The sequence below is a fragment of the uncultured Abiotrophia sp. genome (assembly GCF_938010525.1).
In the GTDB taxonomy this organism is placed as follows: domain Bacteria; phylum Bacillota; class Bacilli; order Lactobacillales; family Aerococcaceae; genus Abiotrophia.
This window is the reverse complement of record NZ_CALLVK010000004.1, coordinates 1-25,638: the sequence shown is the minus strand read 5'-3', so window position 1 is coordinate 25,638 and position 25,638 is coordinate 1. Positions and strand designations below refer to the sequence as shown.

Genomic DNA, 25,638 nt, shown 5'->3' with positions numbered 1-25,638 from the left:
TGACCTCCTTTTGTCCTTGCACAAAACTACAAGCCCTGAATGGTCAACATAGGCAGCATCATCACCAAGTACATGGCCACCACCAGCAAGCCGATAAAGATAAAGAGAATAGGCTGGATAAAGTGGATTTTCTTGGTCATGTCTTCCTGCAAATCTCGACCTAACTTGGCCGCATAGACTAGGCATTTGGCTGATAGCTGGCTGGTCAATTCACCCTGCTCAATAATGAGAGGGAATTGGCGGGTGAAGAGACCTAGCTGGCTTATCTGCTGGGTTAGGGGCTTCCCCTCCAGACAGCCGGCCATCAGATAATGGGCTAGTTCAGCCAGAAAAGGATCGACTGGATAGTCCATCCAGACCTGCAACATTTGTTGGAGGGATAGACCACCTGCCAGAAAGTAGCCTAACTCATAGGCTACCTGCTGGGTTAGCTGCCAGGACAGCCACTTTCCTAGAAGCGGCAGCGGCCTCAGCCAGGCATAGCGCTTGAGGTAAGAGGCTTTTTGCAGGAGTAGTCCCCCTACTCCCAGACCTAGCAAGCCCACTGCCAGTAAGACCAAGGACAGTTGGGGCAAATAGGTGAAAAAGCCAATTAAGAAGCGGACTAGCCATTCCCGCTCATAAACCTCCTGGCTAATAAAGCTGGTGACCTGGGGCAAGATAAAGGTTCTCATGCCGAATAGCATGCCGACTAGACAGAGTCCCATCATGCCCGGATAGGCTAATTGCTTGGCCATTTCCTTACGGAAGAGCCGGGCCTGATCCAGGCGCTGAGCTGCTTGAACTAAGGCTTCCTGCAGGCGATTCTGGCGACTGGCATAGAAGAGTTGAGCCACGATCTTGGTCCCAAAGCCTAATTGGGCCAGGGATTTTTCTAGGCTCTGCCCTTCTACTAAGGCCGCCTCCACTTTCAGAAGCAAGGCCTGATACTTAGGCATTAAGAGGGCCAAAAAATTCAGGGCCCTACTTAAGGCAAAGCCCTGACCCAACAAATCCGCTAGGACCGACAAGACATAGGCTTGTTGGACTAGGGGCAGCTTCTTGGGTTGGTTGAGCCGCTCAAACCACTTCAAATTGTAGGTAGGCCTTCGCATCGATGAAGCCATAGGACCACGCCTTTCTCAGCTTGTCGTTCAGGGTCTGATAGGCAGGCTCTGCCAGCTCCTGGGTCAGATGTTGGCGCAAGGCCTGTCCTGACAGAATCTCTAGCAAGGCCAAGCGCTTAGCCCCAACCGGGTGATGTTGACAGGCTAGCTGGCAACTAGCTTGGCAGAGACTACAATAGCGCGGAATCAGCCGTTGACCGACAATACCAATCAAGGTCTGGGTCAGCTGAGCCTGACTAATACTAAGCTCAGCCAAACGCGCCATGACGCCCAAGCTATCCTTGGCATGGACCGTGGCAATCATCAAGTGCCCGGTCAAGGCACCCCGGATGACCATGCGAGCCGTCTCTTCGTCCCGGATTTCGCCAATCATTAAGACATCCGGATGATGGCGGAGACTGGCCTTAATCATGACATCATAAGAGATACCAGCCGCTTCATTTATCTGGGTCTGTAGGAAACGGGGCTCGAAGATTTCCACCGGATCTTCCATGGTAATCACCTGAATGGACTCCTGCTGCAGTCGTTCTCTAAGCAGGTGATAGATGGTGGTGGTCTTGCCCGAACCGACTGGACCCGAGAAGAGGATGAGGCCCGACTTGCGTCGGATTAAGCGCCGCAGAATGTCCAGGTCCTTGGGAAAATAAGTCAGCAAAGGCCCGCCTTGACGCGCTTGCGACTGTATAACCCGAATGACCAAAGACTCTCGCATGTGGACATCCCCAATGGTCGAAAAACGCAATTCCACAGCCTGTCCGTCTAGTTCTAGATGGCTTGCGCCCGACTGGGGCTTACGCTTCTCCCCCACATCCATATCCGCCCGATACTTGAAGTAATTGATGAGCCGATTGCCCCAGTCCAGGTCCTGACGGCCCTCTTCATGTAAGAGGCCATTGAGACGAAAGTAAAGGACATAGTGGTCAGGCTTGGGCATCAGGTGGATGTCGGATACACCTTGGGAGACGGCTTTAACAATGAGATCATGGGCTTGTTCTTCAATTGCTAAGGACATAGAATTTCCCCCTCACTTATAAATACCCAAAAAGGGACACTTTTATCCGAAAAAATCCAGGGAATTCGGGATATTGTTTGGCAATATGAGGATGGGAAAGCTGTTTTTTAGCGGAATTCCTTGAATCTAAAACCAAAGAATATTTAATTTTTCTTATTTAACTAATATACAAATATTATATAAGCAATAAAAAAGGACGGGACCTAAGTCCCATCCTGCTAAAACCAGGTCTCCTTCTGGCTGACCTGCTGGTAGTATTGTAAGGTGTGGTTGTTTTCCAAGAGATAGTAGCCCAAGACCCCGACAGCTAGCCCGGCCAGACAGCCCCCTAGACTGAGCCAGGGCAGATAGTTGAAGAGGGTCCAAGAGCGGGCGAACCAGGCGGCTACTGACAACTGGCCCACATTGAAGAGCATGCCTCCCAGTATGGAGAGTCCAATGACCGAAACCCGCTTAGGCCCCAGCTGCTTGACCAAGAGCATGGCCCCGAAGGATAGGTAGGACCCCGCCAAGGAATAGAAGAACATGGAGAAGGTTCCCCCTACTAGGAGGGTGACCAGTAAACGCAGGCTAACCACCTGAAAACTCTGGCGTGGCGTCAAGGTGAAAAGAGCCAGGAGCGTGACAATATTGGCCAAACCTAGTTTGGCCCCCGGCGCAAAGACAAAAGGCGACGGCAACATACGTTCAAATATGCTAATGACCACCCCTTGGGCGACCAGAAGCGAGAGATAAACCAACATTCGATGGCCGTGGCGCTGCATGGGCACCCTCCTTTCTGAGCCAAGATTAAAATAGAAAAATTGCGCCCTAGTCAGCCTAAGGCGCAAAAGTCAATTAAAGCCAATTAGTTGCTTGAAGACTCGCTGGAAGATTCGCTTGAAGCTTCTGAACTGCTTGATGATACATCATCTGGTTTGTTAGCTAAGTCTACTAACTCTTTGACTGCATCCTTCAAGTCAGCATCGTCAATTTGAACCTTAGCCGCTTCGATTAATTTACCAATAATTTTGTAAGAGAATTTTTGGTCTTTAATCTTGCTGTCTAAGTATTCTTTTTTGACATCGTCTTTGATATCTGCCAATGGCTTCTTCTCACCATTGTTGATGGTCTTGATGATGTGGTAACCGAACTTACTTTTAACAGGTGTCTTGGTGTACTCGCCATTCGCTTGACCCTTAACCCCATCTTCAAATTCCTTGACCATTTGACCTGAAGTAAAAGGTGATAAGAGCCCCCCTTGTTGGGCAGACCCGTCTTTAGAGTAGGTCTTAGCTAATTCGTCGAAGCTTTCGCCAGCATCTAATTTAGAGATGATGTCTTTTGCTTCTTCTTCAGTGTCAACCAAGATGTGTTGAGCTTCCATCTTAGGTTGGTAAGTGTTGTTGTAGTAGTCTTCGATGGCTGCATCGGATTGGTCGATTTGCTTAGAAACTACTTCGTTGAAGAGGTTACGGATGTAGATTTGGTTCTTGAAGTCTTCAACTGAACCTAATTTTTGGTAGGTTAAGAGTTCTTGGAACTTCTCTTCGCCACCTACTTTTTCGATTTGCTTAGCGACTTCTTCTTCAGCTTGCTTCTTGATGTCTGCAGCGTTGGACGCGTTCATTTCCAATACCTTTTGCAAGATCATAGAACGCAAGGTTACTAAACCAGCGTCTTTTTTCATTTGGTTGTAGAGGTCTTCCTTGGTGATGGTTTGGTCACCCACAGTGGCAACGTTGTCTTGCGCGTAAGCCACGCTTGCAGTATTGGCAAGAGCGCCTGATAAAACTAAGACAGAGGCAAAAGCCATCATACGGTTAAGTGTTGTTCTTTTCATTCAATCAATCCCTTATATAACATTAATTTTTTGATTACTGTACTACTATAACACATTTGCTGTGAAATGAGTATGAAGAAGTCGAAAATCCACGAAAAGATTACGATTTATTCACATTTTCCTGGGCTTCTTCTAAATCTGAGTTGAGTTTTTCAACTTTTTCCTGGGTGCGACGGATGCGGGGGCCATTGGATTCCTGAAAACGACGTAAGAGCGTCTGTACTTCCCCTACCGTTGACTGTAAGAGCGGCAAGCCCTTGTCAGTTACCTCGTGTAAGGCCCGGCGAATACGGCAAGTATCTTGCCCCAGTTGTTGGCTATCCTGACAGAAATCATTGACATAAGACTTAAGCTGGCGGCGAGTAGTCGCCCCATCTTGTTTGACATTAAGTAGTGTCCAAGCTCCAGCCGCCAAAGCGCCTAAGACGAACCCGCGTGTAAATTTACCCATTATGCTTCCTCCTCTTGTGCTAAGGCGCTGGCAATAGCAGCCGCCCGAGCGCTAAATTCTTCTGATGTGTAAGACTTGCTGTTGTCGGCGAAGGACCAACCAAAGCCATCGCTGTCCCCTTGATAGCGGGGAATTAAGTGAATATGGGAGTGGAAAACCGTCTGGCCGGCTGCCTGACCATTGTTATTGAGGATATTAAGCCCCAACATATCAGGAAAGGCACGGCGGACTGCCCGGCTAATCTTAGGCAACTTGGTCATGACCTTAGTCGCCAAGTCCTCATCATATTCAAAAATATTAGCCACATGGGTCTTAGGAATGACCAGGGTATGGCCCGGTGTCACCTGAGTAATATCTAAAAAGGCGTAGACATCCTCATCTTCATAGACCTTGGCACTGGGAATCTGGCCTTCAATTATCTTGCAAAAAATACAATCTGTCATGGCAGTCGCCTCCTCACATTCTATGATGCTAGTCTACCACAAATATAGGTGAAAGTGTATGGAAAAGGATTGGGAGCAACCTGGCCCTCCTGAGGCTTCAATCAGCATCAAAAAAGCCCCTCCTAGAGAGGGGCTTTCCATACATCGCCGGAGGGAATCGAACCCCCATTACAAGAACCGGAATCTTGTGTGATATCCTTTACACTACGGCGACAGTACTTGATTATCTTACCACAGAAGGTGGTTTTTGGCAAGGTCTTTCCCTGGAATTTTGGCATAAGAAGAGCCCGGACGAGGCTTGGCCCCATCCGGACTGAATCATCTTATTCCTTAGTTGTGCTGAAGAAAACAGGGTCGTTAAGATTGAAGGAGACCCTATAATCACCGTCTTTGGGAACCATAATCGCGATATAGCCTTCATGTTCAGCACCAGGGAAGAGACTATAATCTAAAAACATGCGCTCTTTTGGAATGCTTGGAAAGACCTCTTGCTCAATTTGCTTACCCTTAAGATCCAAAACTCTTGGAAATATTTCAATAGTGTCTAAAGGATAATCTTCGTCGCCTTTTTCATAGGCTAACTTGACCTTAATTAGATGATATTCATACTTACTATCCAACTTGTCAATGTCACCTTGATTTGAATCACTAAATTCTAGTAATTTATCTTGAGCTTCCTTGCCCTTAAGAACTTCTAGAACTGAAAGCTTAATGGTGGTCATCACCTTTTGATCGCCAAAATATTCCTTATAGGTAATTTCCTTTTCTTGTCCCAAAGGAACGGGACTATCAGGCTTGCCGCACTTGTCTTTATCGGCTTCTGAATGAGCTTTCTTCTTACTGGAAGATTCTGTTGAGCTAGAGGAAGCAGCCTCGCTAGAAGTGCTAGAAGAACTTGAAGAGCTTTCTGCTACCGCCGAGAAGGTTGGGGCCACAGCACCTACTAGGCTTAGGACTAAAACTGCTGATAGGAGTCTTTTTTTCATTCCATAACCGCCTTTACATCTTAATAAATAGATTATAGTTTATTGCCAATTGCCTGACAATAAAGCCTTGACTGTCAATCATAAAGCCCGGCTCAGGCTCCTGGCCCTAGCCGGACTTGCATGCTTCTATTCCTTAGTTGTGCTGAAGAAAACAGGCTTGCCAAAGTCATAGGAAATTGAATAGTCGCCACCTTTAGGAACAGCTACTACCACATACCCTTCATGGTCACTACCTGGATAGAGTTCAATATCGGAGAACCTCTTCTCGTTTGGCACATCCGCATAGAAATCCACCTTAACTTCTTTACCTTTGGCATCAAATACTTTTGGTCGGTAAGGCGTTTTTAAAGGCTCATCTTCGTCGCCCTTTTCATAAACAAATTTGAGTTTAATCAAGTTTAACTCATAATTACTATCCAACTTTTTGATAGCTTCTTTGTTAAAGCTTTCAAACTCTATTAGTTTAGCTTCAGCTTCTTTGCCCTTGAGAACTTCTAAGACGGTAAGCTTAGCCGTTACATCAACCTTTTTACCTCCAATATAGTCGTTATATTTAACTTCCTTCTCTTGGCCTAAAGGTACCGGTGTGCTGCGTTTACCCCAGTTAGCCTTGTCTGCTTCTGAATGAGATTTTTTCTTGCTTGAAGATTCTGCTGAACTAGAAGAAGCGGCTTCGCTAGAAGCGCTGGAGGAACTTGATGAACTTTCTGCTGCTACCAAGACGGTTGGAGCTAGGGCGCCAACTAAACTTAAGGCAAAAGCTGCAGATAGGAGTAGTTTTTTCATTCAATGACCACCTTTACATGTTGATAATTTAATTATATCTTATTGAGAATCATAATACAAGATTGGATCCATACAAAAAGGCTAGGACCCTTGTCCTAGCCTTGTTTAGCTTATTTTTGTCCGTAGTAGGCGTTGGCCCCGTGTTTACGGAAATAGTGTTTATCCAGCACATATTGTGGTAGAGGTTGAATATCTGGGTTAATGGCTTCTGTTTCCAGGGCCATATGGCAGACCTCATCCAATACCAAGCTGTTCTCGATGGCCTTTTGAATACTTGGCCCCCAAGTGAAAGGTCCATGTCCTTGAACCAAGACGCCTGGTACTGCCAATGGATCCAAGTTGCGTTCCTTGAAGGTGTCCGCGATGACCACCCCAGTATTGACTTCGTAGGCTTCCGCCACTTCTGTCTCAGTCAAATGCCGAGTTAATGGCACTGGCCCATAGAAGGTATCCGCATGTGTCGTCCCGTAGCAAGGCAAATCACGCCCAGCTTGTGCCCAACAAACCGCATACTTACTGTGAGTGTGCACCACGGCATTAACGCCAGGAAAGGCCTTATAAAGCACCACATGGGTTGGCAGGTCAGACGATGGACGATAGCTATCGTCCTCCAGTGGCTTGCCGTCTAAGTCGGTCACCACCATTTGGTCAGGTGTCATCTGCTTGTAGTCAACACCACTTGGTTTGATGACAATAACGCCTAAGTCGCGATTAACTTCCGAGGCATTACCCCAAGTTAATTGAACCAAACCCCATTCAGGCAATTGCAAGTTGGCATTGAAGACGCGTTCTTTCATTTTGGCAATGATTTCTTCACGATTCATTAGTATCCTGCCTCCTCAAAGATTGGTTTTAGGAAGGCTTGTGCTTCCTTGATACGTTCAGCAGGCTGGTCGTCGGTCTCACTCCACATTTCGAAGAGGAAGGTGCCTTCATATCCTAAGCGTTTAAGGGTCTTAAGGCAGCCTAAGAAGTCGACATCACCCTCACCCCATGGCACACACTTGAATTGGCCTGGGAAGTCTGGGGTCACATTCTTGGTGTCCTTGACATGGACGGCCACAATGTGGTCAATCCCCTTCTCTAGTTCGTAACCCGGATTGTTTTCTGGCCAAGCTGACAAGTTACCCAAGTCAGGATAGGCTTGTAACCATGGTGACTTGATTTGTTGCTTGATTTCCATGAATTTAGACAGGGAGTTGATGAAGGGATCATCCATAATCTCGATGGACAGCATGACTTGTTTGGCAGCTGCCATCTTCACCGCCTTGTCCAGGTTCTGAATAAAGAGCTCACGCGACAGCACGGTCTTGTCTTCATAGTAGACATCATAGCCGGCCAATTGGATGTTGCGGACGCCTAACTTAACCGCTAAGTCGACACATTCCTGCATCATTTCCAAGGCCTTTTGGCGCTTAGCGGGATCAGCCGACCCAAATGGATAGCGGCGATGACCGGATAAGCAGATGGAATAGATGCGGATACCTGTTGAGCGTTGGGCTTGGTTGACGGCTTCAATCTCTTGATCGGTCCATTGCAGGCGGGCCAGACGCTCGTCGGTCTCGTCAATGGACATTTCAACGAAGTCGAAGCCCAAGGAGGCCGCTAACTCTAGCCGCTCCTGCCAGGAAATGCCCTTAGGTAGGGCCTTCTCATAAATACCAAATGTTGTCATAGCCTAACCCCAGATCTCGCGGATCTTGTCCTTGAACTCGCGGGCTGCGGCAGCAGGGTCTGCTGCTTCCGTAATGCCACGACCGGCAATGAAGGTGTAGACATCGACACCACGGAAGAGTTCCAAGGTGTCCACGTTGAGCCCACCTGTTACAGAGACACGGAAGCCCATTTCGATTAATTTCTTAACCTTGTTCAGGTCGCGCTCACCCCAGGTTTCACCTGCTAGGAGGGCGTCACGACTTTGGTGGTAGATGGCTTGGCTGATACCAGCGTCTAACCATTGTTGAGCATGTTCATAAGTCCAGTCACCGTAAAGTTCGACTTGGATTTCCTTAACTTCTTTGGCTGCGGCCTTCATGGTTGGAATAGTGGCGCTACAGATACAGGTCATCCAGTCAGCCCCGTACTTAGCCACGTTCTTAGCCACAGTCCCACCCGCATCGGCACACTTGGTGTCCGCTACGATGATTTTGTCTGGGAAGATCTTACGCAGGGTTTGTACCACTTCGCCCCCTACTTCCAGTAAAAGCACGGTCCCTGCTTCGATAATGTCGACTTCATGGCCAACTGATACGGCAGCCGCTACGGCATCAGGACGATTAGAATGGTCTAAGGCAACTTGTAAATTAGGAATTCCCATGCTTAACCTCCTTAGGCGCCAATGCCGTTTTCAGCTAATTTCTCAGTGATTTCTTTTTCAGATAAGAGGTTTTGTAAGCCAATGACTTTAGTGTTTGGTAAATCTAAGCCATCGAAGACATCGATTAAGGCTTTGGAGCAGATCACCACATCATAGCCTTTAGCCAAGGATTTTGCTTCGGCGATTGCACAGTGGTGGATTTCCAAAGGCACTCCGATTTTGCGGAAGACATTGGTAATCTTCATTTTAATAATTTGGCTTGAACCCATCCCTGAACCACATGCTGCTAATACTTTCATTTTACTCGCTCCTTTTTCATTCTTACTTAAATTGGTATGGCTTGACCGGTGTAAGCGCAGTCAAGCCATCCACGTTTTTTATTATACTACGATTAAGCTTCTTTTGCTTCTAAATAGGCTTCGTAATCTTCTGCAATTGTGAAGTAGTGTTCCTTGTTCTTGAGGTATTGCAATTGAGGAATTGCCAAGAGGATCACTAATACGACAGCCAAACCTACATAGTGTAAGTTTTGCATCAAGAAACCGAACCCAACCCAGACAGTGTCCCAGTCGAAGTTACCGTGCCAACCGCCGTATTTAGCTAAGCCGAAGGCACCTGCTGCCAAGGCACCACCTAATACTTGGATGACCCCTGACGCGAAGGTTAAGATAGAAGCGGCACGCAAGCCACCCTTGTGGTTAGCATAGACAGCGAAGGTCGCGTTGTCGAAGAAGACAGGCACGAACCCAGTGATGATGAAGACAGGGCTCTTGAAGACAATTAAACCGATGATAGCCACTAATTGACCCAACACCCCGAAGAGGAAGCCGACAGTCACAGCGTTTGGTGAACCAAAACCGTAGACAGCCGCACAGTCAACCGCTGGCATAGAACCTGGCAAGAGTTTATTAGAGATCCCTTGGAAGGCTTCAGACAATTCCGCAACGAACATCCGCACCCCAAGTTGCAATACTTGGATGTAAACGGTGAAGGTCAAGGCAACCTTCATGATGTAGAAGAAGAAGTCGTCTGTTTCCTTGAGAGTCGTCATCTTGAGCTTTAGAATTTCTTGACCATTGACGCTGACTAAGTAGTCTTTACCTAAGATTAAGAGGATAGCACCGAAGAAGACAATCATCAAGATAGAAGTTGCCACGATGGATTCCTTGAAGATAGACAAGAAACCAGGCAATTCCAAATCTTCAATCTTACGGTCATTCTTACCAGAAAGTTTTGGTGCTAACTTGTCAGTTAACCAAATACCAAACATTTGTTGGTGACCGATAGCGAAGCCGCCACCTTCAGTGAGTTCTTGAGTAGGTTCCACGGTAAGGTTAGAAGCCACTGCCCAGTAAACCCCAAGCACAATCCCTAAGACAAGCACGAATTGTAATTGGTTGACGTCATTGCCCAAAGCCAAGGCCAAGAGCCAGGTAGCTGTTGCAGATTGTTGGACCATGATGTGACCGGTAATGAAGACGGTACGCACCTTGGTAAAACGACGGAAAATAACTAAGGCTAAGTTAGCCAAGAAGGCCACTAAGAGCACTTGCACGGTCAAACCAGTGGCGTGACCTGCTTCTTTCAAAGCTGCTTCAGCTGCAGCTTGCCCGAAGTATGGGTCGATAACCGCTGCTTGTAATTGGAAACGGTCAGCCAAAGCGACCAAGATTGGACGGAAGTTAGACACCAAACCGCCGGCTGCCACGTTCAAGATCATATAACCGACCACGGCTTTGATGAAACCAGCAAGGGCATCATACCATTTGCGGCCCAAGAGTAAATAACCAACTAAGACAATCAGCCCGACAAAGTATTCAGGCTTGGTAAAGATGTTGGCATAGAAAAACTGCCAGAAACCGAATAAAAATTCCATATTATTCACCTAATCCCCCTAAAATAGATTGTAAGTCTTCCTTGCTGCGGGCCTTAACAAAGGCCTCCACCACTTCTTCTGAATCGAGCAAGGTCACGAGTTCAGAGAGGTTTTCCAAGTGCTTCTCATTGTCTGTAGATGCCAAGACGAAGAAAAGGCGAGGTTGGAAATCAGCGCCAGGACCGAAGTCAACTGGCTTGTCTGTGTTCATAAAGGCAACGGCGGTTTCATTCACCCCTCTTCCCTCTTGAGCATGGGGAATGCAGATGTCCGGCGCAATCACGATGTAAGGTCCAAATTCGTGGACATTAGCAATGATGTAACCTGGATATTCTGGCTCAATCACGCCCTGAGCCACTATGGGCTCACAGGCAGCGCGAATGGCATCTTCCCAAGAATCGTATCCAGCTTGGAAGCTGAAACGATTGCCGTCAATAATTTCTCTTAACATTAGTCAGTCTCCTCTAGCTCAGTCTTATAAGAAGGATGGGAATGGCACGTCGTTTTCCTTGCTGAAGGCATCGTCGAAGCCACGGTAGAAGTTAAATTCTAACTTGTTCAAGTCTTGTGGGTAGTTGTATTGCCCCCCTACTTGCCAGATAAATGGTTGGAAGTCATATTGCAAGCGATCTTTCTTCATGTTCCAGAGGGCTAAGATTTCATCGGTGTCCGCCATGAAGTTAGTCCAGATATCGTGGTGAACTGGGATGACTACGCGGGCATTCAAGCACTCAGCCATACGCAAGATATCAACAGAGGTCATCTTGTCAGTAATCCCACGAGGGTTTTCACCGAAGGCCCCTAAGCAGACATCAATCTTGTGTTCGTTACCGTGTTTAGCGAACATGTTAGAGAAGTGAGAGTCGCCGGCATGGTAGATGTTACCACCTGAAGTTTTGAAGAGGTAGTTGACGGCAATTTGGTCCATGTCTTGTGGCATTTTACCCTTGAGTTCATATTCAGGGTCACCATCCCAAGTCACTAAGGCGGTCCGGTCGAAGGCTTCTAAAGCGACCACTTCGATGTCTTTGATCTTAACGGATTCGTTAGGACGCACTACCACGGTACGTTCTGCTGGGACACCCCATTTGAGCCAAGTATCAACCACGGCTTTAGGACCTACGAATTTAGCCTCTGGGCAGTTCTTAGCCACTGCCGCTGCCGTATTAATGTCTAAGTGGTCAGAGTGGATGTGCGTTACCACTAAAGCGTCCACGCCTTCGATTTCGAATGGATCCAGGACGAATGGTTGGTTACGTAAGTTTGGTTGGAGTTTTTCTACCCCAGACATACGCATCATTTGGTGACCTTTCTTCATGTTGCCGGCCCCGTGACTGCGTTTACCTGTACCGGTCCAGAGATCGCAAAGGATGTTGGTGCCTTGATCGGATTTGATCCAAATCCCGGTACAGCCTAACCACCACATAGCGAAAGAATTTGGCTCTACTTGTTTGTCACGAATTTCTTCGTTGAGCCAAGTCCCCCATTCTGGGAAGGTCTCGCGCAACCAAGTATCCTTTGTTACATCTTGGATTGTTCTCATCATTATTACCTCCATTAACTTGTGTCGAGTGATGTTTACATGTCTATGATAACGCAATTAGGCACCGCTTACAAGCTAATTTTATGTTCGATTTAACATTTAATGTGCTTTTATTGTGTTCGATGTTTGTTTTATGCTTGTTTTGTGGTAAAATGTCCTTATAGATTACTAGAAAGAAGTGTCCACCATGAAACGTTCTGTCCAAGATGTTCGTCAACGGCGTGATTTGATGATTCAGGCCCTCAACCAATCTCCTAGCAAGAGTCTAACCGTCGAAAGCCTAGCCCAACTGGCCAAGGTGTCTACCATGACGGTGCGGCGCGACTTGAACCTGCTGGCTAAGATGGGTATCATCGAACGCCACCATGGTTATGCCATCCTCAATGAGGTGCCCTTTTTCGAGGGCGATACCCAAAACCCCCATATCGAACAAATCAAACAGGCCATCGCTGAAAAAGCCGCTACTTATATAGAAGAAAAGATGACCATTTATATGAACACCTCCACCACCGCCATGCACGTCATGGACTATCTCAAGGAGACCCCAGTCACGGTCGTCACCAACAACCTGCGCATGAGCGAACAGGAAATGCACCCAAGTTCGACCATTATCCTGTCAGGGGGCGAGATTCATTTTCCTAAGGCGGCCTTGGTCGGTGAACTGGCGGCTGATTCCCTGCGCCATATCAATGCCAATATCTGCATTATGGGCTGCTCCGGTATTAACGCCCAAGTCGGCATTACCACTGGCGACTTCCGCGAGTCCAAGGTCAACCAACTCATGGTCCAGAACTCCCACGGCCTAGTCATCGTGGTGGCTGATTACCGCAAGATTGGGGTCACCTCCAACTTCCAGGTGGCCGGCATTCAAAAGATTGACATCCTGATCACCGACACCTATGGCGACCCTGCCCGCCTCAAGGAAATCGAAGAGGCTGGCGTGACCGTCATCCAAATTGATGAAGCCAACTAAAGCACAAGCCCCACTTGCTAGTCTTAAGCAAGTGGGGCTTGATTTTTTATATAGCAAAAGGGAGCAAGCTCACTGGCCGGCTCCCTTTTCTTGATGCTTTTCTTGTCTAATGATGGCTTCTAGTGAGGCCCAGAAACGCTCCCGGTCCTGGCGACTAAAGGGCTTGGGCCCCTTGCCTCCGTAGCGTCCCGTCTTGCGCCGGCTGACCTGGCCCATATAACGTTGGGTTAGGAGCTGGTCCATGGCTTCTGGCCGATAGCGCCAGCCCATGTGATGCAAGACAATGGCCTTGTTAAGGAGAATGGTCGCAAGACCATAGTCCTGGGTGACCACGATATCGCCCGCCTTGACCAAGGCCACAATTTTATAGTCGGCCTGGTAAGCGCCCCGCTCCACATAAACCGTCTGGACATGGGACGGATAGTCGGTCTTGCTGACATGGTTATAGGAGGCCACGATAATGACAGGCAAGTCCCATTTGGCGGCTAGGCTAATGGCCTCGGCCTTAACAGGACAGGCATCCCCATCCAGCAGAATCCGCATCTACTTGTCCTCCTGGGCCGCCAACTTGGCTTCTACATAGGCATCTTGGAAATGCGTCGCCCAGTAAACCCACATAATCATGGCCATAAAGGCAATGCCCAACCCAGTTAGGACATGGGCTGGGTTACCCGTCACAAAGCCTACCAGGACGGCCACCAAGGTTGGCCAACCGAAGCAGTTGAGGCAGACCCGGAAGGCCTGGCCATAAGACTTAATGGAGAAGATATCCGTGAACTTCATAAAGGACAGGAAGCCCGCCACACCAAAGAGCATGATTAGGAAGCTGACCGCTAGCAAGAGCCAGGAATTAATGAGAATGGTCAGAATAATGGCTAGGCGATTATTTTGGAACCACTGGCCAGATAGGAGCCGGTTGAGACTGTCGGCGCTAGTAGCCAGTCTAAAGTCAGCTTCTGGGTCATAAGGCTGGGACAGGAAGCGATTGCCTGCAGCCGTCACCACGAAACGTTCAGGTGTGAAGGCTACCCCCGCCTTGCCTGACAGGCTAGCTTCTAGCAGCTGGCTATCATCTTGAGCCAGGAGCATGACACGGCCTTGGTCATCGTCACGCAGACTGATGTCTTGGCTAGGCATGACCAGCTGACCTTGGGGACCTGTCGCATAATGAGACACTTGCTCCGCTACTTGGTCGTCTAGCAGGGCCATAGACTGGGAAGCAAATTGATCTAGGCTGACAATCTTGAGCTGGCCAATCTTAACCGCAATGGGCAGAATCATGACGCTAATAATCAAGAGAATCACAGCTAGGGTCTGTCTGACTTTGAGGGGTTGCCGCTCCTTGAAGGCTGACACTGGCCCTGCCATGGCGGCAAAGTAATTAAGGGGAAATGCTTTTGTGGACATCCGGGTTCCTACTTTCATTGAATTCTACCTCTCTAGTATACCATAAAGGCACCCGCTGGAAAACCAGGCCGAGAGGTCATGAGGGAAGAATTCCCCCTCTAAACAAAAAAGGACAGGAAAAGCTTCCTGCCCCATAAAGTGCTAATATTAGCCCTTGGTCCCCCCGTTAACCAAACCGGTCACGAAGTTCTTCTGTAACATGAAGAAGAGGGCTGAGATTGGCACGGCGATTAAGATAGCACCGGCCGCGAAGAGCGCAACCCGTTGGTTACGTTGGTCAGCAATCAGAGTTTGCAGACCGGCTGCGACAGTATAAGACTCTTCCTTACGCAGCAAGAACTTAGCCAAGAGGTAGTCCCCGAATGGTCCCATGAAGGCCCAGAGGGCTTGCACGGCGATCATTGGGCGCACCAATGGCAAGACGATTTGCCAGAAGATTCGGAAGTGGCCTGCCCCGTCAAGGTTAGCAGATTCATCCAAGTCGTAAGGCACGGTATCGAAGTAACCCTTCATCAACCAGGTGTTCATTGGAATCCCACCGCCGATGTAGATCAGAGAGAGGAACCAGAATTGGTTGAGGGCGTTGAGCAAGACAGCCATAACGTAGAAGGCAGTCAAGGCAGCCATGGTTGGCACCATTTGCACGATTAAGAAGAAGAGCAAGGATTTCTTACGGCCCATGAAGTTGTAACGGCTGTAAGCATAACCTGCCAAAGTGACAACGAAGACTTGCACCACCATGGTAGTCGTCGCGACGAACAAGGTGTTACGGTACCAAGATAGGTACTTGGTCTCGTTGAAGAGACGGGTGAAGTTGTCCAAGGACCATTGCATCCCTAAGTCTAGGGAGAAGGCTGTCACGTTCCCTGCCTTAAAGGCCGAACTTACGGTGATTAAGAGCGGGTAAATGATGACGATGGAGAGGACAACCATGTAGAAATAGGTCAGGAATTGGCCTACATAACGGGAAAATTTCGCTGATTTAGTCAAATTTTTCATGATTAGGCCTCCTCAATGTTAAAGGCGTTGGTCTTCTTGAATACGAATAAGGATACCGAGATGATAATCAAGGAGATAATCAAGGTCAAGGCCGCCGCAATGGAGAACTGTGGTGATTGACCAGTGGTAATCTTATAGATCCAAGAAATCAAGATGTCGGTTGACCCGGCACCGCCCCCAACAGAACCCGGACCCCCATCGTTGAAGAGGTAGATCATGGAGAAGTTGTTGAAGTTGAAGGTGTATTGGGTCATGAAGATTGGTGCTGCCACCGACAAGATAACCGGTAAGGTAATGGCGGTGAAGCGTTTGACAGCCCCTGCCCCATCAATTTTCGCTGCCTCATAGAGGGTTTCAGGAATGGACTGCAGGATCGAAGTGGTCATGACATAGACATATGGGAAACCTAACCAAGCTTGAATCATGATAATGGCTACCTTGGTCCAGTTTGGGTCGGTCTTCCAAGCCACGGTTGGTAGATCCACAAATGGAATCAAGTGGTTCAAGAATGGAATAACCTGCGTGTTAATGGCCCCGATAGAGTCATTGAACATGTTAGAGAAGGTCATGATGGTAATGAAGGCTGGTACCGCCCAAGGCAAGAGGAAGATAACCCCGAAGATACGTTTACCCTTGATAAATGGTTGGTGAGCCACAATGGCAGTGAAGACCCCAATCACGATTTGTAAGGTGGTCGCACAGATGGTCCATACCAAGGTCCAAGTGAAGACCGCCATGAAGGCATCACGGAAGGTTGAGAGGTTGAAGATGTTCCAGAAGTTCTCAATCCCTACCCAGTCTAAGAGTTTAGCAGGTGGCGTGTGTTTGAAGTCATAGTTAATGAAGGCTGTACATACCGTCACCAATACTGGGAAGACAATGGCAAAGGCCATAAAGATATAAGATGGAATAATTAAGAGATAAGGGAAACCATCCGCATAGATGTTGTGGAGCATTTCCTTCAAGGTCTTAGAGATTTTCTCGCCCTTGTTGATCTTGCGAGCGATGGAACGTACGTCTAAGATGTTAGCCCCATAGAAGGCCAAGAAGATAATGGTAATGATGATTTGCAAGCTCCCACGAATTAAGAGGAAGAGGGAGTGGTCTTGCTTAGGAACGGAACCCAAGGTCACAAAGCCCACGAGGGCGCCATAACCGAAGGTAAACATTTCAAAGATAAAGAGTGCAGTCAAAGCCAGGAAGATAATCCCTTTGAGGGTTTGGCCATTATAGAATTGTCCCAGACCTGGAATCAGAGACAGGCTCATGGCTTTACGCTCATCTTGACGCGGTGCAACCGTGTCTGCCATAATAATACCTCCATTTCAATATACTAATAGTTGCGCTTCTCTTGCAAAAAGACCTGGTAGCCGAAGGCTACCAGATCATTCAGCTTGAGTGGTTAGTTATCAGCTTATTCGCCGTGTTTTTGTTCGATCGCTTGTTTGATCAATTCTACCGCTGCGTCAGCTGCTTCTTTAGCAGACTTGTTACCTGAAGCTGCGTCGAAGATTAAGTTTTCAGCACCTGCCCATACTTCAGCCATTTGTGGGATGTTTGGCATTGGAACTGCGTTAGCGAAGGTATCGATTACCGCTTTAGTGATTTCGTTATCGTCTTTAGCTGCTGCTTCACGTGCTACGTGGTTAGCAGGAACTTCGCCGAAGCCTTTGTACAATTTGTTTTGTTGTTCTTCAGAAGATGCCCAGTCTAAGAATTTTTGTGCCAATTCTTTGTTTTCTGAGTATTCAGAGATAACCCATGCTTTACCGCCGGCAAATGGTTTGTACTCGTTACCGCCAGGTAATGAAGGTAATTTAGCAGCACCTAAGTTAACTTTAGCATCTTTGAAGGCTTTAGCTTCCCAAGGACCAGTGATGATAGCAGCAGTCTTACCATCGATGAAGGATTGTTTCATGAAGTCGTAAGAAGACTTAACGTCTAACATGCCTTTTGGCCATACATTCTTGTACCAGTCGCTGATGTAGTTGATGGCTTCAACAGACTTGTCGTTGTTCAAACCGATGTCTTTAGGATCTGTACCGTTTTGGCCGAATACATAACCGCCGTAACCAGCTAAGATACCGTAGCTGAAGTAGAAGTTAGTCAATTGAGCGAGGAAGGCAACGTTCTTACCTTCTTCACCTGCGAACTTGTACTTGTCGTCTTTAGATAAAGACATTAATTCATCGAAAGATTTTGGCGCTTCTTTCAATAAGTCTTTGTTGTAGTACATGATGATGGTTTCGATAACAGATGGCGCACCGTATACTTTACCGTCGATTGATACACCTTGTTTGTCTTTGTCATCGTACTTAGCGTCGTCTAATAATTTCACTTCTGATAAGTGACCAGCTTTTGCTAAAGCACCTACACGGTCGTTAGGTGCGATATAAACGTCTGCACCGTTCCCAGCAGGGCCGTCTAAAGCTAAAGCATCTAACATACCGAACATGTCAGTGTTGTCAGAGATTTCAACCTTCACGTTGTTTTTCTCTTCGAAGTCTTTGATGTTTGCTTTGAGGTAGTCAGTTAAGCCCCCACCAGAGATCACCAATTTAGCTTCTTGGGCAGTTGCAACTTTTACTGCGCCGAATGGGAATGCTGCTAAAGCCATAGCTGCAGACATAGTCCCGATTGCAATTTTTTTCCAGTTAAATTTCATTACGAAATCCTCCTTAAAGATAGTATGTTGACGCTTTCGTCAAACGTTACAAGTTTATTATGCAATAAAACGAAACGGCTTTCAAGTTAAATTTCCGTGTTACCGATAACATCTTATATCATGAAAATATGACCAGTCTTAGCTTGTAAAGGCTCCTAGTTTATGGCTAATTTGATGCCTTAATCCTACTAAATAAAGAGCCAAGCGAGGCCATTCTCACTTGACTCTTTTCTATTATAAGATAATCACAATCGGGTCCTCGGCCACGGTCAACTTGCCATCCTTGACGGTCACAGATTTTGCAGTCAAGGCATTGACATAGTCCCCGTCTGGCAGATCAACCGCTAGGTCGCCTGACTTGCCCTTGAGGGAGACCAGCGCCAACAAGGCTAGGTCTTGGGAGCCCGCCTGCTTGTAGGAGATTTTCACCAGGTCTAAGTCCCTGTCCCCCACCAAGTCATAAGCCCCTTGGACTGGCAGGGCCGACTTCTTAATCTCAATCAGACGGCTTAGACAGTCGCTTAAGTCTTCCTGCCCTCCTTGCCAGTCAATAGGATCCCGGTCGAAGAGATTAGGCAGATGGCTGGCGCCAATTTCCTGACCATTATGGATCAGACTGGTCCCCCGCTGCATCAAGCTAAAGGTCAACCAGTGACGCAAGGAAGCACCTTGTGGCATGACGCTAGCAAAGCGTGGCTGGTCATGGTTCTCCAGATTACTCAGCTTGACATAGTTGTCAGGATAAATCATATCCTGTAGGGACAGACGCTCCAGATACCAGTCCAGAGGGATTTCCCCGCGGACATAGCGTTCATAGGCTGTCCAAATGTCATAATCATAGGTCAGGTCAAAGGCCTCATAGAGTTGGCTGTCGCTAGCCGCCTCTACCCCTTCCTGGCGCAGAGACTTAACGAATTCCGCATGAACGGACTCTGCCAACCAAAGGAAATCGTCCTTGACCTGGGCCACGGCCTTACGGGCTTCCCGCCAAAAGTCAACAGGCACCATGGAAGCTACATCACAACGGTAGCCGTCCACGTAATGGGCCCAGTATTGGAGACTTTCAATTTGGTAGTCCCAGAGTCCACGGTTTTGGTAGTCTAAGTCCACAATGTCCGTCCACTCCCCTACCCGGTTACCACGTTTGCCATCAGGCTTATAGTAGAACCATTCGGGATGAGTCTTGACCAAGACAGAGTCAGGTGACGTATGGTTATAGACCACGTCAATCATAACCTTCATGCCCCGCTCATGGATGGCATGGCAGAGGGCCGCGAAGTCAGTCAGAGTCCCGTACTCGGGGTTGACCGCCCGATAGTCTTGAATGGCATAAGGCGAACCCAGACGGCCCTTGCGTTTATCCACCCCTAGCGGATGAATGGGCATTAGCCAAATATAGTCCACGCCCAGGGCCTTAAGCCGGTCCAGTTGGGGAATGACCCCCGCAAAAGTCCCTTCCTGGCTGAAGTTGCGAACATAGACGCAGTAAATGACGCTGCGACGTAAATCATAAGCTGTATCATGTGCCATTATACTTCCTCCTCATAGATGATGAGACCATCCGGTCCCAAACACTTGTCTTGGTAACCATTAGCCAGACAGAGCTTAGTCGGCTGGTCGAATTTTACACTTCCTTCATGGTTGAAGTAGGCCACCAAGCGTGAGCCCTGGTGGGTCAGGCTAATCTTGACCCCATTGTCCAGGGCCTCATAGTCAATTTGTCCTTGAATAATCCAGTCATTGTAGCGGTGACGTAAGGCAATCAGAGCCTTAACAAAAGCATGCATGTCTTGGTCCTGCTGAGCCGGATCCCATGGCATGACCTTGCGACAGCCAGGATCGTGGTCGCCATCCAAGCCATATTCGGTGCCGTAGTAGAGGCAGGGACTGCCCAACTGCAAAAAGTTGAAGGCCAGGGCCGCCTTGACCTGGTCCTTGTTACCCTTGGCTAGACTGAGAATCCGCCAGGTATCGTGGGAATCCAAGAGATTGAACATGACTTCATTGTGTTGACGACGGTAGAGCATTTGCTGGCTCAAAACGGCATCTACTAATTTCTGGGCAGAACCGCGATGTTCTAAGAAATAACGGGTGGTCTGGGTGGTGCCCAAGTAGTTCATGACCGCATCAAATTGGTCGCCCGCCAACCAAGGTTGGGAGTTGTGCCAGATTTCGCCCAGAATATAGAGGTCCGGCTTGATGCTTCGAACTTGCTGGGCAAAGGCCCGCCAGAAGTCATGGTCAATTTCATTGGCCACGTCTAGACGCCAACCGTCAATGTCAAACTCGCGAATCCAGTAGCTGGCAATGTCTAAGAGGTAACGCTGAACTTCTGGGTTCTGGGTGTTGAGCTTAGGCATGCGGCCTTCAAAGGCGAACATCTCATAGCTCAAACCCTGTTCCCGGTGGACCTCCCCTGGCGTCAATGGGTCCACAACTGGATACTTGTGGATGTGGAACCAGTCTGTGTAAGGAGAATCCGCCCCCCGCTCTCTGACATCCTGCCATTGCTTGGAATGGGCCCCGATATGGTTGAAGACGGCGTCTAACATGACCCGAATGCCACGAGCATGGCAGCCTTCCACTAAACGTTTGAAGGTTTCCTTATCGCCAAAATGCGGGTCCACGCTGAGATAGTCGATGGTGTCATACTTGTGGTTGGTCGGCGCCTCGAAAATAGGACAGAGATAGAGGCCCGTGATGCCCAAGTCTGCCAGATAATCCAGCTCCTGAATAATCCCCTCTAAGTCACCGCCGAAGAAATCCGTGGAGGTCGGCCTAATCTTGGCATCCCAAGGCTGGGTCTGCTCTGGACTGAGTTCAGGCCGGCCATTCTTGAAGCGTTCCGGGAAAATCTGATACCAGACAGTAGACTTGACCCATTCCGGCACCTTGGCCCGCTCGCTCTCATGCAGGTAAGCCAAGCGGAAGAAAGAATCAAAGTTGATATCCTGATCAGACTCCGATTCATGGAAACCATCATCGCCGTAAACCATGGTCTGACCCTGACTGTCCTCCAAGACAAAGTAATACATGATACGGCGATATGGCACCGTCACTTGGACCTGCCAGAAATCAAAGATCGAAGTCTGAGCCACGCGAGTCATTTGGGCCTCTTCCTGATCGGTCATGAAGGGATCTTGAAAGACCACTCTCACCTTACTTAGGTCGCCTCTTTTACTGCGCAAACGCAGGTGAATGTTTTCCTGGTCGTAGAGATAGGCAAACTCCGACTCAGGACGATGATAAATACTGCTTAATTCCATAAAGTCACTCCTTGTCACTCTCATGCTAGCAGAATTGAGGTTCGATTACAAGAACAAGGAAAGCGGTTACCGGTATCAAGTCGAGCTGGTTCTAAGGGAGGATTTTCGACTGCTAGCATAACTCTTTTGCCCAATATAAAAACGCCCTTTCTAGGGCGTTTAACATGGCTTAAGCCTTGTCGGCGTCAATTCTCGCAAGAATCTCAGCAAAGACTTGCTCATGGTCTAATCGAATGTCCGTTTGGGCGGCCATTCGGTCAGCCTCATCCAAGGCAGCTTGGATAGGAAGGCTCTCCTTATGTAAATCATCTTGTTGCTTCATGGCCTTCACTCCTTTATGGAAAATCTACCATAAATGCCTGCCCCAAACAAGTCCTCTAAAAGAAAAAAGCAGGGACTAAGTCCCTGCAGCTTCTGGATGACAGCGTCTAATCATCCAAGCGATCGTCATCGATACCTACCACTTGACCAGATTGAGCATCTACTTTGACTTCAACATCGATGTCACCTTTCTTGTAAGTCAGACTCCATACAGTCGCAGCCCCTTCGCGGTCTAATTCCCAATGATCAAAATTGAAGCCCTTGATATCAACTGCTGCTTCGGCAGCTGCCTTAATGTCCTTGAAGTCCTTCTTCTTCTCTAAGTTCAGACCTTCCTCGCGACGTTCTACGCCCCCTTGTTTAGCCTTAATCAAGCTTTGTTCAGACTTGGCAACTTCTGCGCCTGTGCCAGCATTAATCTTGAGTTCGTATTCATTTTCGTCATCGACTGCTTCGAATTCTACCACATAGAACTTCAAGTCATCATCATACTTCAATTCAACAGTGGTTAAATCTTGCTTAGGATGTGCCTCACGGTAGGATTTGATGAATTCTTCTGCGGTCTTAGTGACTTGCTCATAAGTCGTTGCATTTTGCTTAGTGGTCTCATTGCTGCTAGCATTGGCTGCTGTTGAGCTAGAATCTGAGCTAGAGCTTGAGGATTGAGCCAATACAGTCGGTGCTAAGCTAGCAGTTAGGGAGAGGACTACGAAAGCACTTGCTAATTTTTTCTTCAATGTCATAGTAAAGACCTCCTATACTTTTATCTTGTCTTTATAATAACACGACAATTGTAGAACGTCAACCTATAAACCTATTATTCTTCTGAAACTAACTTCTCAACCCATTCGGCATTGACCATGAGTTGTAGGTTGGACTCATGCTGGGTCATGCGGTCACCCCAGCGCTCTAAGATCAAATCGTAATGATCCCGATCAAAGGCAATAAAGGCTACAATGTCATCCTCATGCATAAGAATGAATTGCTTCTGGCCTGTCTCCCCATCCACATAAAACTGCACTCGCTCCACTTGGGCAGTCGGATACTGCTCCAGGAAGGTGGCCTGAAGGTAGTATTTCAAGAGCTCGATTACCCGGTCATCCAGGCCTGCCTCGAAAATAAAAATCTTCTCCCACAAATCACGCAATTCCGGCACAATGCGGAAGCGATAGCCTGCCTTGCGTTGGACATAGCCTTCCTCGCGGAAATAAATGGTCCGCAAGTCATGGGCAATCTGGACATGCTTTTCAGGCTGAGGTTCATAGTAGACCATGAAGACATGCTTAGGGTCATGGTAGAGATAGCCATAGTTGACGAAGGTGTCATAGCCACAGTTCTCGCAGTGGAAACTCAAGAGATCAGTCGACATGACCAGAGGCTTGAGTTCAGGGTTGGCACTAACATTGATGCTGTCATAGGCGAGAAAATCTTGTGTATGGTTACAATTAGGACAAATCATGGGATAGGTATGGTGTCGGGTCATAAGGTCACTCCTTTAATTTTTACTTCCTATATATACCAAAAGATTCAGTTGCGAGCAACTGAATCTTGAAGTTGACTTAACGGGTGTTGGCGACATTGCCGTAGGTTTCAGTCAGAACAAACTCAGGGTTGCCTGCCTGATCTTCGACTGCAATGAGGCCTGCTTTTGGTGCATAGTAGAGATAGATAGTACCATTTGGCAATTCACGCGATACCTTAACGGTGTTCTCGTAGCGTTTGCCATTGATGACATAGGTCATGGGATTAGCCACCACTGTGTTCTTAACCGACTTATCATAGCCGGTATAGTAGACCTTGCCCACCGTCAAATCCGCTGGCAAAATCAAAGCCTGCTTGTCGTCTTTGGCGGCATCTGTGGTCCGCTTGTCTTCCACATCACTATAGGTGTCAAAGTGCGCAAGCTCGTAGAGACCGTCCTGTCTAATTTGGTAGATATAACAGTTAGAGCTGGTCCCTTCCAGGACAGAGATTTGGAAAATCCCGTTGGCATCCGGCGAATATTCCATAATGACATCCCGGGCGCCACCCTCTACCCCATTGCCCACATAGTGGTAATTGACGAAATGGATATAGGGAGCACTCTCGGACCAGTCTGGTTTGGCATAGACTGGCTGCCCCATTCCCAATAGGAATAGAGCTAGCAGGCCTAACATAGTCCAGCCACGACGCGCTAATGATTGCTTCTTCCGCATCGTACTTCCCCCTTTTCGACAATGCTACTACTTTACTCTCTTATTCTATCATAAAATCCGCCAAACGGAAGGAGTTTAGCAAGAATAAACTATGAATTTTTAATGAATGACAAAAACAAGAGCTTGGGATTAAATCCCAAGCTCTTGTCATGCTGTCACTAGGACAGTTTTTTTAGGGTTCTTAGCCTTGATGAGTTTAGCTCACTTGCTCTTCTTCATCCTTGCGTTTACCGGTTGCGACTAGACCTAGACCTGCTAATACAGCAAGTGCTGCTGCAGAGAAGAAGGTCTGGTTGCTGGTTTCCCCGGTCGCTGGTAAGAGACCTTGTTTCTTAGCATCGCAATCTGGACATGGCGCTTGCGTTTCGCAATCCGGACATGGCACTTGACTTGGCGCTGGGTTAAGCGCAGCAAGGTCTGTTAGTGCTTGGTCTAGGATGGCTTTGACTTGGTCTTGACTGCTTGCTTGGTCAATCGCGTCCTTAGCTTTTTGAGCTAGGTCTTGGACTTGAGCAATAGCCTTAGCCTTGTCCGCGTCATTCAGATCCTTACGAGCCTTGAGGGCGTCAATCTTAGCCTGGCTTGCCTGATCGATTGCTAGCTTACTATCCGACTTACTGTCAGAACTTGGGCTGAAATCTTTGAGGTTAGCTTGGGCCTGCTTAACAATTGCATCCACATCAGCTTTGGTTGTCGCCGCATCGATCGCTGCCTTAGCTTGCTTAGCTGTATCAGCCAACTTAGCCTTAGCTGCGTCCTTCTCTTCTTGCGTCAAGTCGGTACGAGCGTCGATTTCCTTAGCCTTGTCTGCGACTGCTTGGTCGATGGCTGCCTTGGCTGCCGTCTTAGCATCCGCGCTTGGGCTTTGGTCCGCAATGGACTTAGTGCCCGCTGCTACCGCTGCGTCTACTTCTGCATTAGTGGTTGCTGCATCGATCGCTGCCTTAGCTTGCTTAGCTGCATCAGCTAACTTAGCCTTGGCTGCGTCCTTCTCTTCTTGCGTTAAGTCGGTACGAGCGTCAATTTCCTTAGCCTTGTCTGCAACTGCTTGATCGATGGCTGCCTTAGCTGCATTCTTAGCATCGGCTGTTGGACTTTGGTCGGCAATAGACTTAGTGCCCGCTGCTACCGCTGCGTCTACTTCTGCATTGGTGGTTGCTGCATCGATCGCTGATTTAGCCTTGTTAGCTGTATCAGCTAACTTAGCCTTAGCTGCGTCCTTCTCTTCTTGCGTTAAGTCAGTACGCGCATCGATTTCCTTGGCCTTGTCTGCCACTGCTTGGTCGATGGCTGCCTTGGCTGCTGTCTTAGCATCCGCTGTTGGGCTTTGGGCCGCTATAGACTTAGTACCTGCTGCTACCGCTGCATCTACTTCAGCATTAGTGGTTGCCGCATCGATCGCTGCCTTTGCCTTGTTAGCTGCATCAGCTAACTTAGCCTTGGCTGCGTCCTTCTCTTCTTGCGTTAAGT

The 25,638-nt window shown here is 48.0% G+C and carries 28 protein-coding genes and 1 tRNA gene; 1 reads left to right on the top strand and 28 read right to left on the bottom strand.

Annotated elements, in window-relative coordinates; all coding sequences use genetic code 11:
• Positions 1-26: 26 nt before the first annotated feature.
• The 16 genes from comGB to ulaG all read right to left on the bottom strand — a co-directional run bounded on the left by comGB (position 27) and on the right by ulaG (position 12,345).
• Entirely contained in the window at positions 27-1,106 is a 1,080-nt protein-coding gene (gene comGB / locus Q0339_RS00485) for a competence type IV pilus assembly protein ComGB (protein WP_298076815.1), read from the bottom strand.
• Positions 1,060-2,118: a competence type IV pilus ATPase ComGA gene (comGA, locus tag Q0339_RS00480; protein ID WP_298076814.1), complete on the bottom strand. Its 1,059-nt coding sequence runs from the start codon at positions 2,116-2,118 to the stop codon at positions 1,060-1,062. The genes comGB and comGA overlap by 47 nt, the downstream gene beginning before the upstream one ends.
• A gap of 218 nt (positions 2,119-2,336) precedes the next feature.
• Positions 2,337-2,882, bottom strand: a complete 546-nt coding sequence (locus Q0339_RS00475) for a Gx transporter family protein (protein WP_298076813.1) — start codon at positions 2,880-2,882, stop codon at positions 2,337-2,339.
• An 83-nt stretch (positions 2,883-2,965) separates the two neighbouring features.
• Positions 2,966-3,940 (bottom strand): peptidylprolyl isomerase, encoded by a 975-nt coding sequence (locus Q0339_RS00470; RefSeq protein ID WP_298076812.1) that lies wholly within the window; start codon positions 3,938-3,940, stop codon positions 2,966-2,968.
• Between the two features lie 100 nt (positions 3,941-4,040).
• Positions 4,041-4,391, bottom strand: coding sequence for a hypothetical protein (locus Q0339_RS00465; RefSeq protein WP_298076811.1), 351 nt, complete (start codon positions 4,389-4,391; stop codon positions 4,041-4,043).
• Complete coding sequence (locus Q0339_RS00460; protein ID WP_023391867.1) at positions 4,391-4,834, bottom strand: HIT family protein; 444 nt, start codon at positions 4,832-4,834, stop codon at positions 4,391-4,393. Before Q0339_RS00460 ends, Q0339_RS00465 begins: the two co-directional genes overlap by 1 nt.
• A gap of 142 nt (positions 4,835-4,976) precedes the next feature.
• Positions 4,977-5,048, bottom strand: a tRNA-Arg gene (locus tag Q0339_RS00455).
• Between the two features lie 109 nt (positions 5,049-5,157).
• Positions 5,158-5,820, bottom strand: coding sequence for a hypothetical protein (locus Q0339_RS00450; protein WP_298076810.1), 663 nt, complete (start codon positions 5,818-5,820; stop codon positions 5,158-5,160).
• A gap of 126 nt (positions 5,821-5,946) precedes the next feature.
• The gene (locus Q0339_RS00445; protein WP_298076809.1) at positions 5,947-6,606 is read right to left on the bottom strand and encodes a hypothetical protein; all 660 of its coding nucleotides are present in this window, start codon (positions 6,604-6,606) and stop codon (positions 5,947-5,949) included.
• Positions 6,607-6,716: 110 nt separating this feature from the next.
• Entirely contained in the window at positions 6,717-7,430 is a 714-nt protein-coding gene (locus tag Q0339_RS00440; RefSeq protein WP_298076807.1) for an L-ribulose-5-phosphate 4-epimerase, read from the bottom strand.
• Positions 7,430-8,281 (bottom strand): L-ribulose-5-phosphate 3-epimerase, encoded by an 852-nt coding sequence (locus Q0339_RS00435; RefSeq protein ID WP_298076805.1) that lies wholly within the window; start codon positions 8,279-8,281, stop codon positions 7,430-7,432. Before Q0339_RS00435 ends, Q0339_RS00440 begins: the two co-directional genes overlap by 1 nt.
• A gap of 3 nt (positions 8,282-8,284) precedes the next feature.
• Entirely contained in the window at positions 8,285-8,923 is a 639-nt protein-coding gene (locus Q0339_RS00430; RefSeq protein ID WP_298076804.1) for a 3-keto-L-gulonate-6-phosphate decarboxylase UlaD, read from the bottom strand.
• Between the two features lie 11 nt (positions 8,924-8,934).
• Positions 8,935-9,222, bottom strand: a complete 288-nt coding sequence (locus Q0339_RS00425) for a PTS sugar transporter subunit IIB (RefSeq protein WP_023391861.1) — start codon at positions 9,220-9,222, stop codon at positions 8,935-8,937.
• A gap of 92 nt (positions 9,223-9,314) precedes the next feature.
• The gene (locus Q0339_RS00420) at positions 9,315-10,799 is read right to left on the bottom strand and encodes a PTS ascorbate transporter subunit IIC (protein WP_298076803.1); all 1,485 of its coding nucleotides are present in this window, start codon (positions 10,797-10,799) and stop codon (positions 9,315-9,317) included.
• Position 10,800: 1 nt separating this feature from the next.
• On the bottom strand, positions 10,801-11,250 hold the full coding sequence (locus Q0339_RS00415; RefSeq protein ID WP_298076802.1) for a PTS sugar transporter subunit IIA: 450 nt from the start codon (positions 11,248-11,250) through the stop codon (positions 10,801-10,803).
• Between the two features lie 24 nt (positions 11,251-11,274).
• Positions 11,275-12,345 carry an L-ascorbate 6-phosphate lactonase gene (gene ulaG, locus Q0339_RS00410; RefSeq protein ID WP_070756120.1) on the bottom strand — a complete coding sequence of 357 codons (1,071 nt, stop codon included), beginning with the start codon at positions 12,343-12,345 and terminating at the stop codon, positions 11,275-11,277.
• 184 nt (positions 12,346-12,529) lie between these two features.
• Here ulaG and Q0339_RS00405 point away from each other — a divergent pair, with 184 nt between their 5' ends.
• Entirely contained in the window at positions 12,530-13,315 is a 786-nt protein-coding gene (locus Q0339_RS00405) for a DeoR/GlpR family DNA-binding transcription regulator (protein ID WP_298076801.1), read from the top strand.
• Positions 13,316-13,384: 69 nt separating this feature from the next.
• Here Q0339_RS00405 and Q0339_RS00400 read toward each other — a convergent pair whose 3' ends face one another.
• From Q0339_RS00400 to Q0339_RS00345, 12 genes are all read right to left on the bottom strand, one after another.
• Positions 13,385-13,858 (bottom strand): YaiI/YqxD family protein, encoded by a 474-nt coding sequence (locus tag Q0339_RS00400; protein ID WP_298076800.1) that lies wholly within the window; start codon positions 13,856-13,858, stop codon positions 13,385-13,387.
• The gene (locus Q0339_RS00395; protein WP_298076799.1) at positions 13,859-14,722 is read right to left on the bottom strand and encodes a hypothetical protein; all 864 of its coding nucleotides are present in this window, start codon (positions 14,720-14,722) and stop codon (positions 13,859-13,861) included.
• Between the two features lie 147 nt (positions 14,723-14,869).
• Positions 14,870-15,721 carry a sugar ABC transporter permease gene (locus tag Q0339_RS00390; protein WP_298076798.1) on the bottom strand — a complete coding sequence of 284 codons (852 nt, stop codon included), beginning with the start codon at positions 15,719-15,721 and terminating at the stop codon, positions 14,870-14,872.
• 2 nt (positions 15,722-15,723) lie between these two features.
• The gene (locus tag Q0339_RS00385) at positions 15,724-17,031 is read right to left on the bottom strand and encodes a sugar ABC transporter permease (protein ID WP_298076797.1); all 1,308 of its coding nucleotides are present in this window, start codon (positions 17,029-17,031) and stop codon (positions 15,724-15,726) included.
• A 104-nt stretch (positions 17,032-17,135) separates the two neighbouring features.
• On the bottom strand, positions 17,136-18,386 hold the full coding sequence (locus tag Q0339_RS00380) for an extracellular solute-binding protein (RefSeq protein WP_298076796.1): 1,251 nt from the start codon (positions 18,384-18,386) through the stop codon (positions 17,136-17,138).
• 234 nt (positions 18,387-18,620) lie between these two features.
• The gene (locus tag Q0339_RS00375) at positions 18,621-19,916 is read right to left on the bottom strand and encodes an alpha-amylase family glycosyl hydrolase (RefSeq protein ID WP_298076794.1); all 1,296 of its coding nucleotides are present in this window, start codon (positions 19,914-19,916) and stop codon (positions 18,621-18,623) included.
• Positions 19,916-21,652, bottom strand: a complete 1,737-nt coding sequence (locus Q0339_RS00370) for a glycoside hydrolase family 13 protein (protein WP_298076793.1) — start codon at positions 21,650-21,652, stop codon at positions 19,916-19,918. The genes Q0339_RS00375 and Q0339_RS00370 overlap by 1 nt, the downstream gene beginning before the upstream one ends.
• 169 nt (positions 21,653-21,821) lie before the next feature.
• A complete protein-coding gene (locus Q0339_RS00365; RefSeq protein ID WP_298076792.1) occupies positions 21,822-21,974 on the bottom strand; it encodes a hypothetical protein in 153 nt (50 codons plus the stop codon).
• A gap of 106 nt (positions 21,975-22,080) precedes the next feature.
• Entirely contained in the window at positions 22,081-22,716 is a 636-nt protein-coding gene (locus tag Q0339_RS00360) for a PepSY domain-containing protein (protein ID WP_298076791.1), read from the bottom strand.
• Between the two features lie 74 nt (positions 22,717-22,790).
• Complete coding sequence (locus Q0339_RS00355; RefSeq protein WP_298076790.1) at positions 22,791-23,456, bottom strand: CpXC domain-containing protein; 666 nt, start codon at positions 23,454-23,456, stop codon at positions 22,791-22,793.
• 76 nt (positions 23,457-23,532) lie between these two features.
• Positions 23,533-24,168, bottom strand: a complete 636-nt coding sequence (locus tag Q0339_RS00350; protein ID WP_298076789.1) for a hypothetical protein — start codon at positions 24,166-24,168, stop codon at positions 23,533-23,535.
• A 196-nt stretch (positions 24,169-24,364) separates the two neighbouring features.
• The coding region (locus Q0339_RS00345; protein WP_298076788.1) for a DUF1542 domain-containing protein at positions 24,365-25,638 on the bottom strand (1,274 nt) is incomplete at its 5' end.

Coding starts and splice junctions, on each gene's coding strand:
- Q0339_RS00380 (WP_298076796.1), bottom strand. CDS start 18,386: ATGAAATTTAACTGGAAAAAAATTGCAATCGGGACTATGTCTGCAGCT.
- Q0339_RS00360 (WP_298076791.1), bottom strand. CDS start 22,716: ATGACATTGAAGAAAAAATTAGCAAGTGCTTTCGTAGTCCTCTCCCTA.
- Q0339_RS00450 (WP_298076810.1), bottom strand. CDS start 5,820: ATGAAAAAAAGACTCCTATCAGCAGTTTTAGTCCTAAGCCTAGTAGGT.
- Q0339_RS00365 (WP_298076792.1), bottom strand. CDS start 21,974: ATGAAGCAACAAGATGATTTACATAAGGAGAGCCTTCCTATCCAAGCT.
- comGB (WP_298076815.1), bottom strand. CDS start 1,106: ATGGCTTCATCGATGCGAAGGCCTACCTACAATTTGAAGTGGTTTGAG.
- Q0339_RS00425 (WP_023391861.1), bottom strand. CDS start 9,222: ATGAAAGTATTAGCAGCATGTGGTTCAGGGATGGGTTCAAGCCAAATT.
- Q0339_RS00470 (WP_298076812.1), bottom strand. CDS start 3,940: ATGAAAAGAACAACACTTAACCGTATGATGGCTTTTGCCTCTGTCTTA.
- ulaG (WP_070756120.1), bottom strand. CDS start 12,345: ATGATGAGAACAATCCAAGATGTAACAAAGGATACTTGGTTGCGCGAG.
- Q0339_RS00420 (WP_298076803.1), bottom strand. CDS start 10,799: ATGGAATTTTTATTCGGTTTCTGGCAGTTTTTCTATGCCAACATCTTT.
- Q0339_RS00375 (WP_298076794.1), bottom strand. CDS start 19,916: ATGGCACATGATACAGCTTATGATTTACGTCGCAGCGTCATTTACTGC.
- Q0339_RS00395 (WP_298076799.1), bottom strand. CDS start 14,722: ATGTCCACAAAAGCATTTCCCCTTAATTACTTTGCCGCCATGGCAGGG.
- comGA (WP_298076814.1), bottom strand. CDS start 2,118: ATGTCCTTAGCAATTGAAGAACAAGCCCATGATCTCATTGTTAAAGCC.
- Q0339_RS00430 (WP_298076804.1), bottom strand. CDS start 8,923: ATGGGAATTCCTAATTTACAAGTTGCCTTAGACCATTCTAATCGTCCT.
- Q0339_RS00355 (WP_298076790.1), bottom strand. CDS start 23,456: ATGACCCGACACCATACCTATCCCATGATTTGTCCTAATTGTAACCAT.
- Q0339_RS00465 (WP_298076811.1), bottom strand. CDS start 4,391: ATGGGTAAATTTACACGCGGGTTCGTCTTAGGCGCTTTGGCGGCTGGA.
- Q0339_RS00390 (WP_298076798.1), bottom strand. CDS start 15,721: ATGAAAAATTTGACTAAATCAGCGAAATTTTCCCGTTATGTAGGCCAA.
- Q0339_RS00350 (WP_298076789.1), bottom strand. CDS start 24,168: ATGCGGAAGAAGCAATCATTAGCGCGTCGTGGCTGGACTATGTTAGGC.
- Q0339_RS00415 (WP_298076802.1), bottom strand. CDS start 11,250: ATGTTAAGAGAAATTATTGACGGCAATCGTTTCAGCTTCCAAGCTGGA.
- Q0339_RS00440 (WP_298076807.1), bottom strand. CDS start 7,430: ATGAATCGTGAAGAAATCATTGCCAAAATGAAAGAACGCGTCTTCAAT.
- Q0339_RS00445 (WP_298076809.1), bottom strand. CDS start 6,606: ATGAAAAAACTACTCCTATCTGCAGCTTTTGCCTTAAGTTTAGTTGGC.
- Q0339_RS00405 (WP_298076801.1), top strand. CDS start 12,530: ATGAAACGTTCTGTCCAAGATGTTCGTCAACGGCGTGATTTGATGATT.
- Q0339_RS00400 (WP_298076800.1), bottom strand. CDS start 13,858: ATGCGGATTCTGCTGGATGGGGATGCCTGTCCTGTTAAGGCCGAGGCC.
- Q0339_RS00460 (WP_023391867.1), bottom strand. CDS start 4,834: ATGACAGATTGTATTTTTTGCAAGATAATTGAAGGCCAGATTCCCAGT.
- Q0339_RS00385 (WP_298076797.1), bottom strand. CDS start 17,031: ATGGCAGACACGGTTGCACCGCGTCAAGATGAGCGTAAAGCCATGAGC.
- Q0339_RS00435 (WP_298076805.1), bottom strand. CDS start 8,281: ATGACAACATTTGGTATTTATGAGAAGGCCCTACCTAAGGGCATTTCC.
- Q0339_RS00475 (WP_298076813.1), bottom strand. CDS start 2,882: ATGCAGCGCCACGGCCATCGAATGTTGGTTTATCTCTCGCTTCTGGTC.
- Q0339_RS00370 (WP_298076793.1), bottom strand. CDS start 21,652: ATGGAATTAAGCAGTATTTATCATCGTCCTGAGTCGGAGTTTGCCTAT.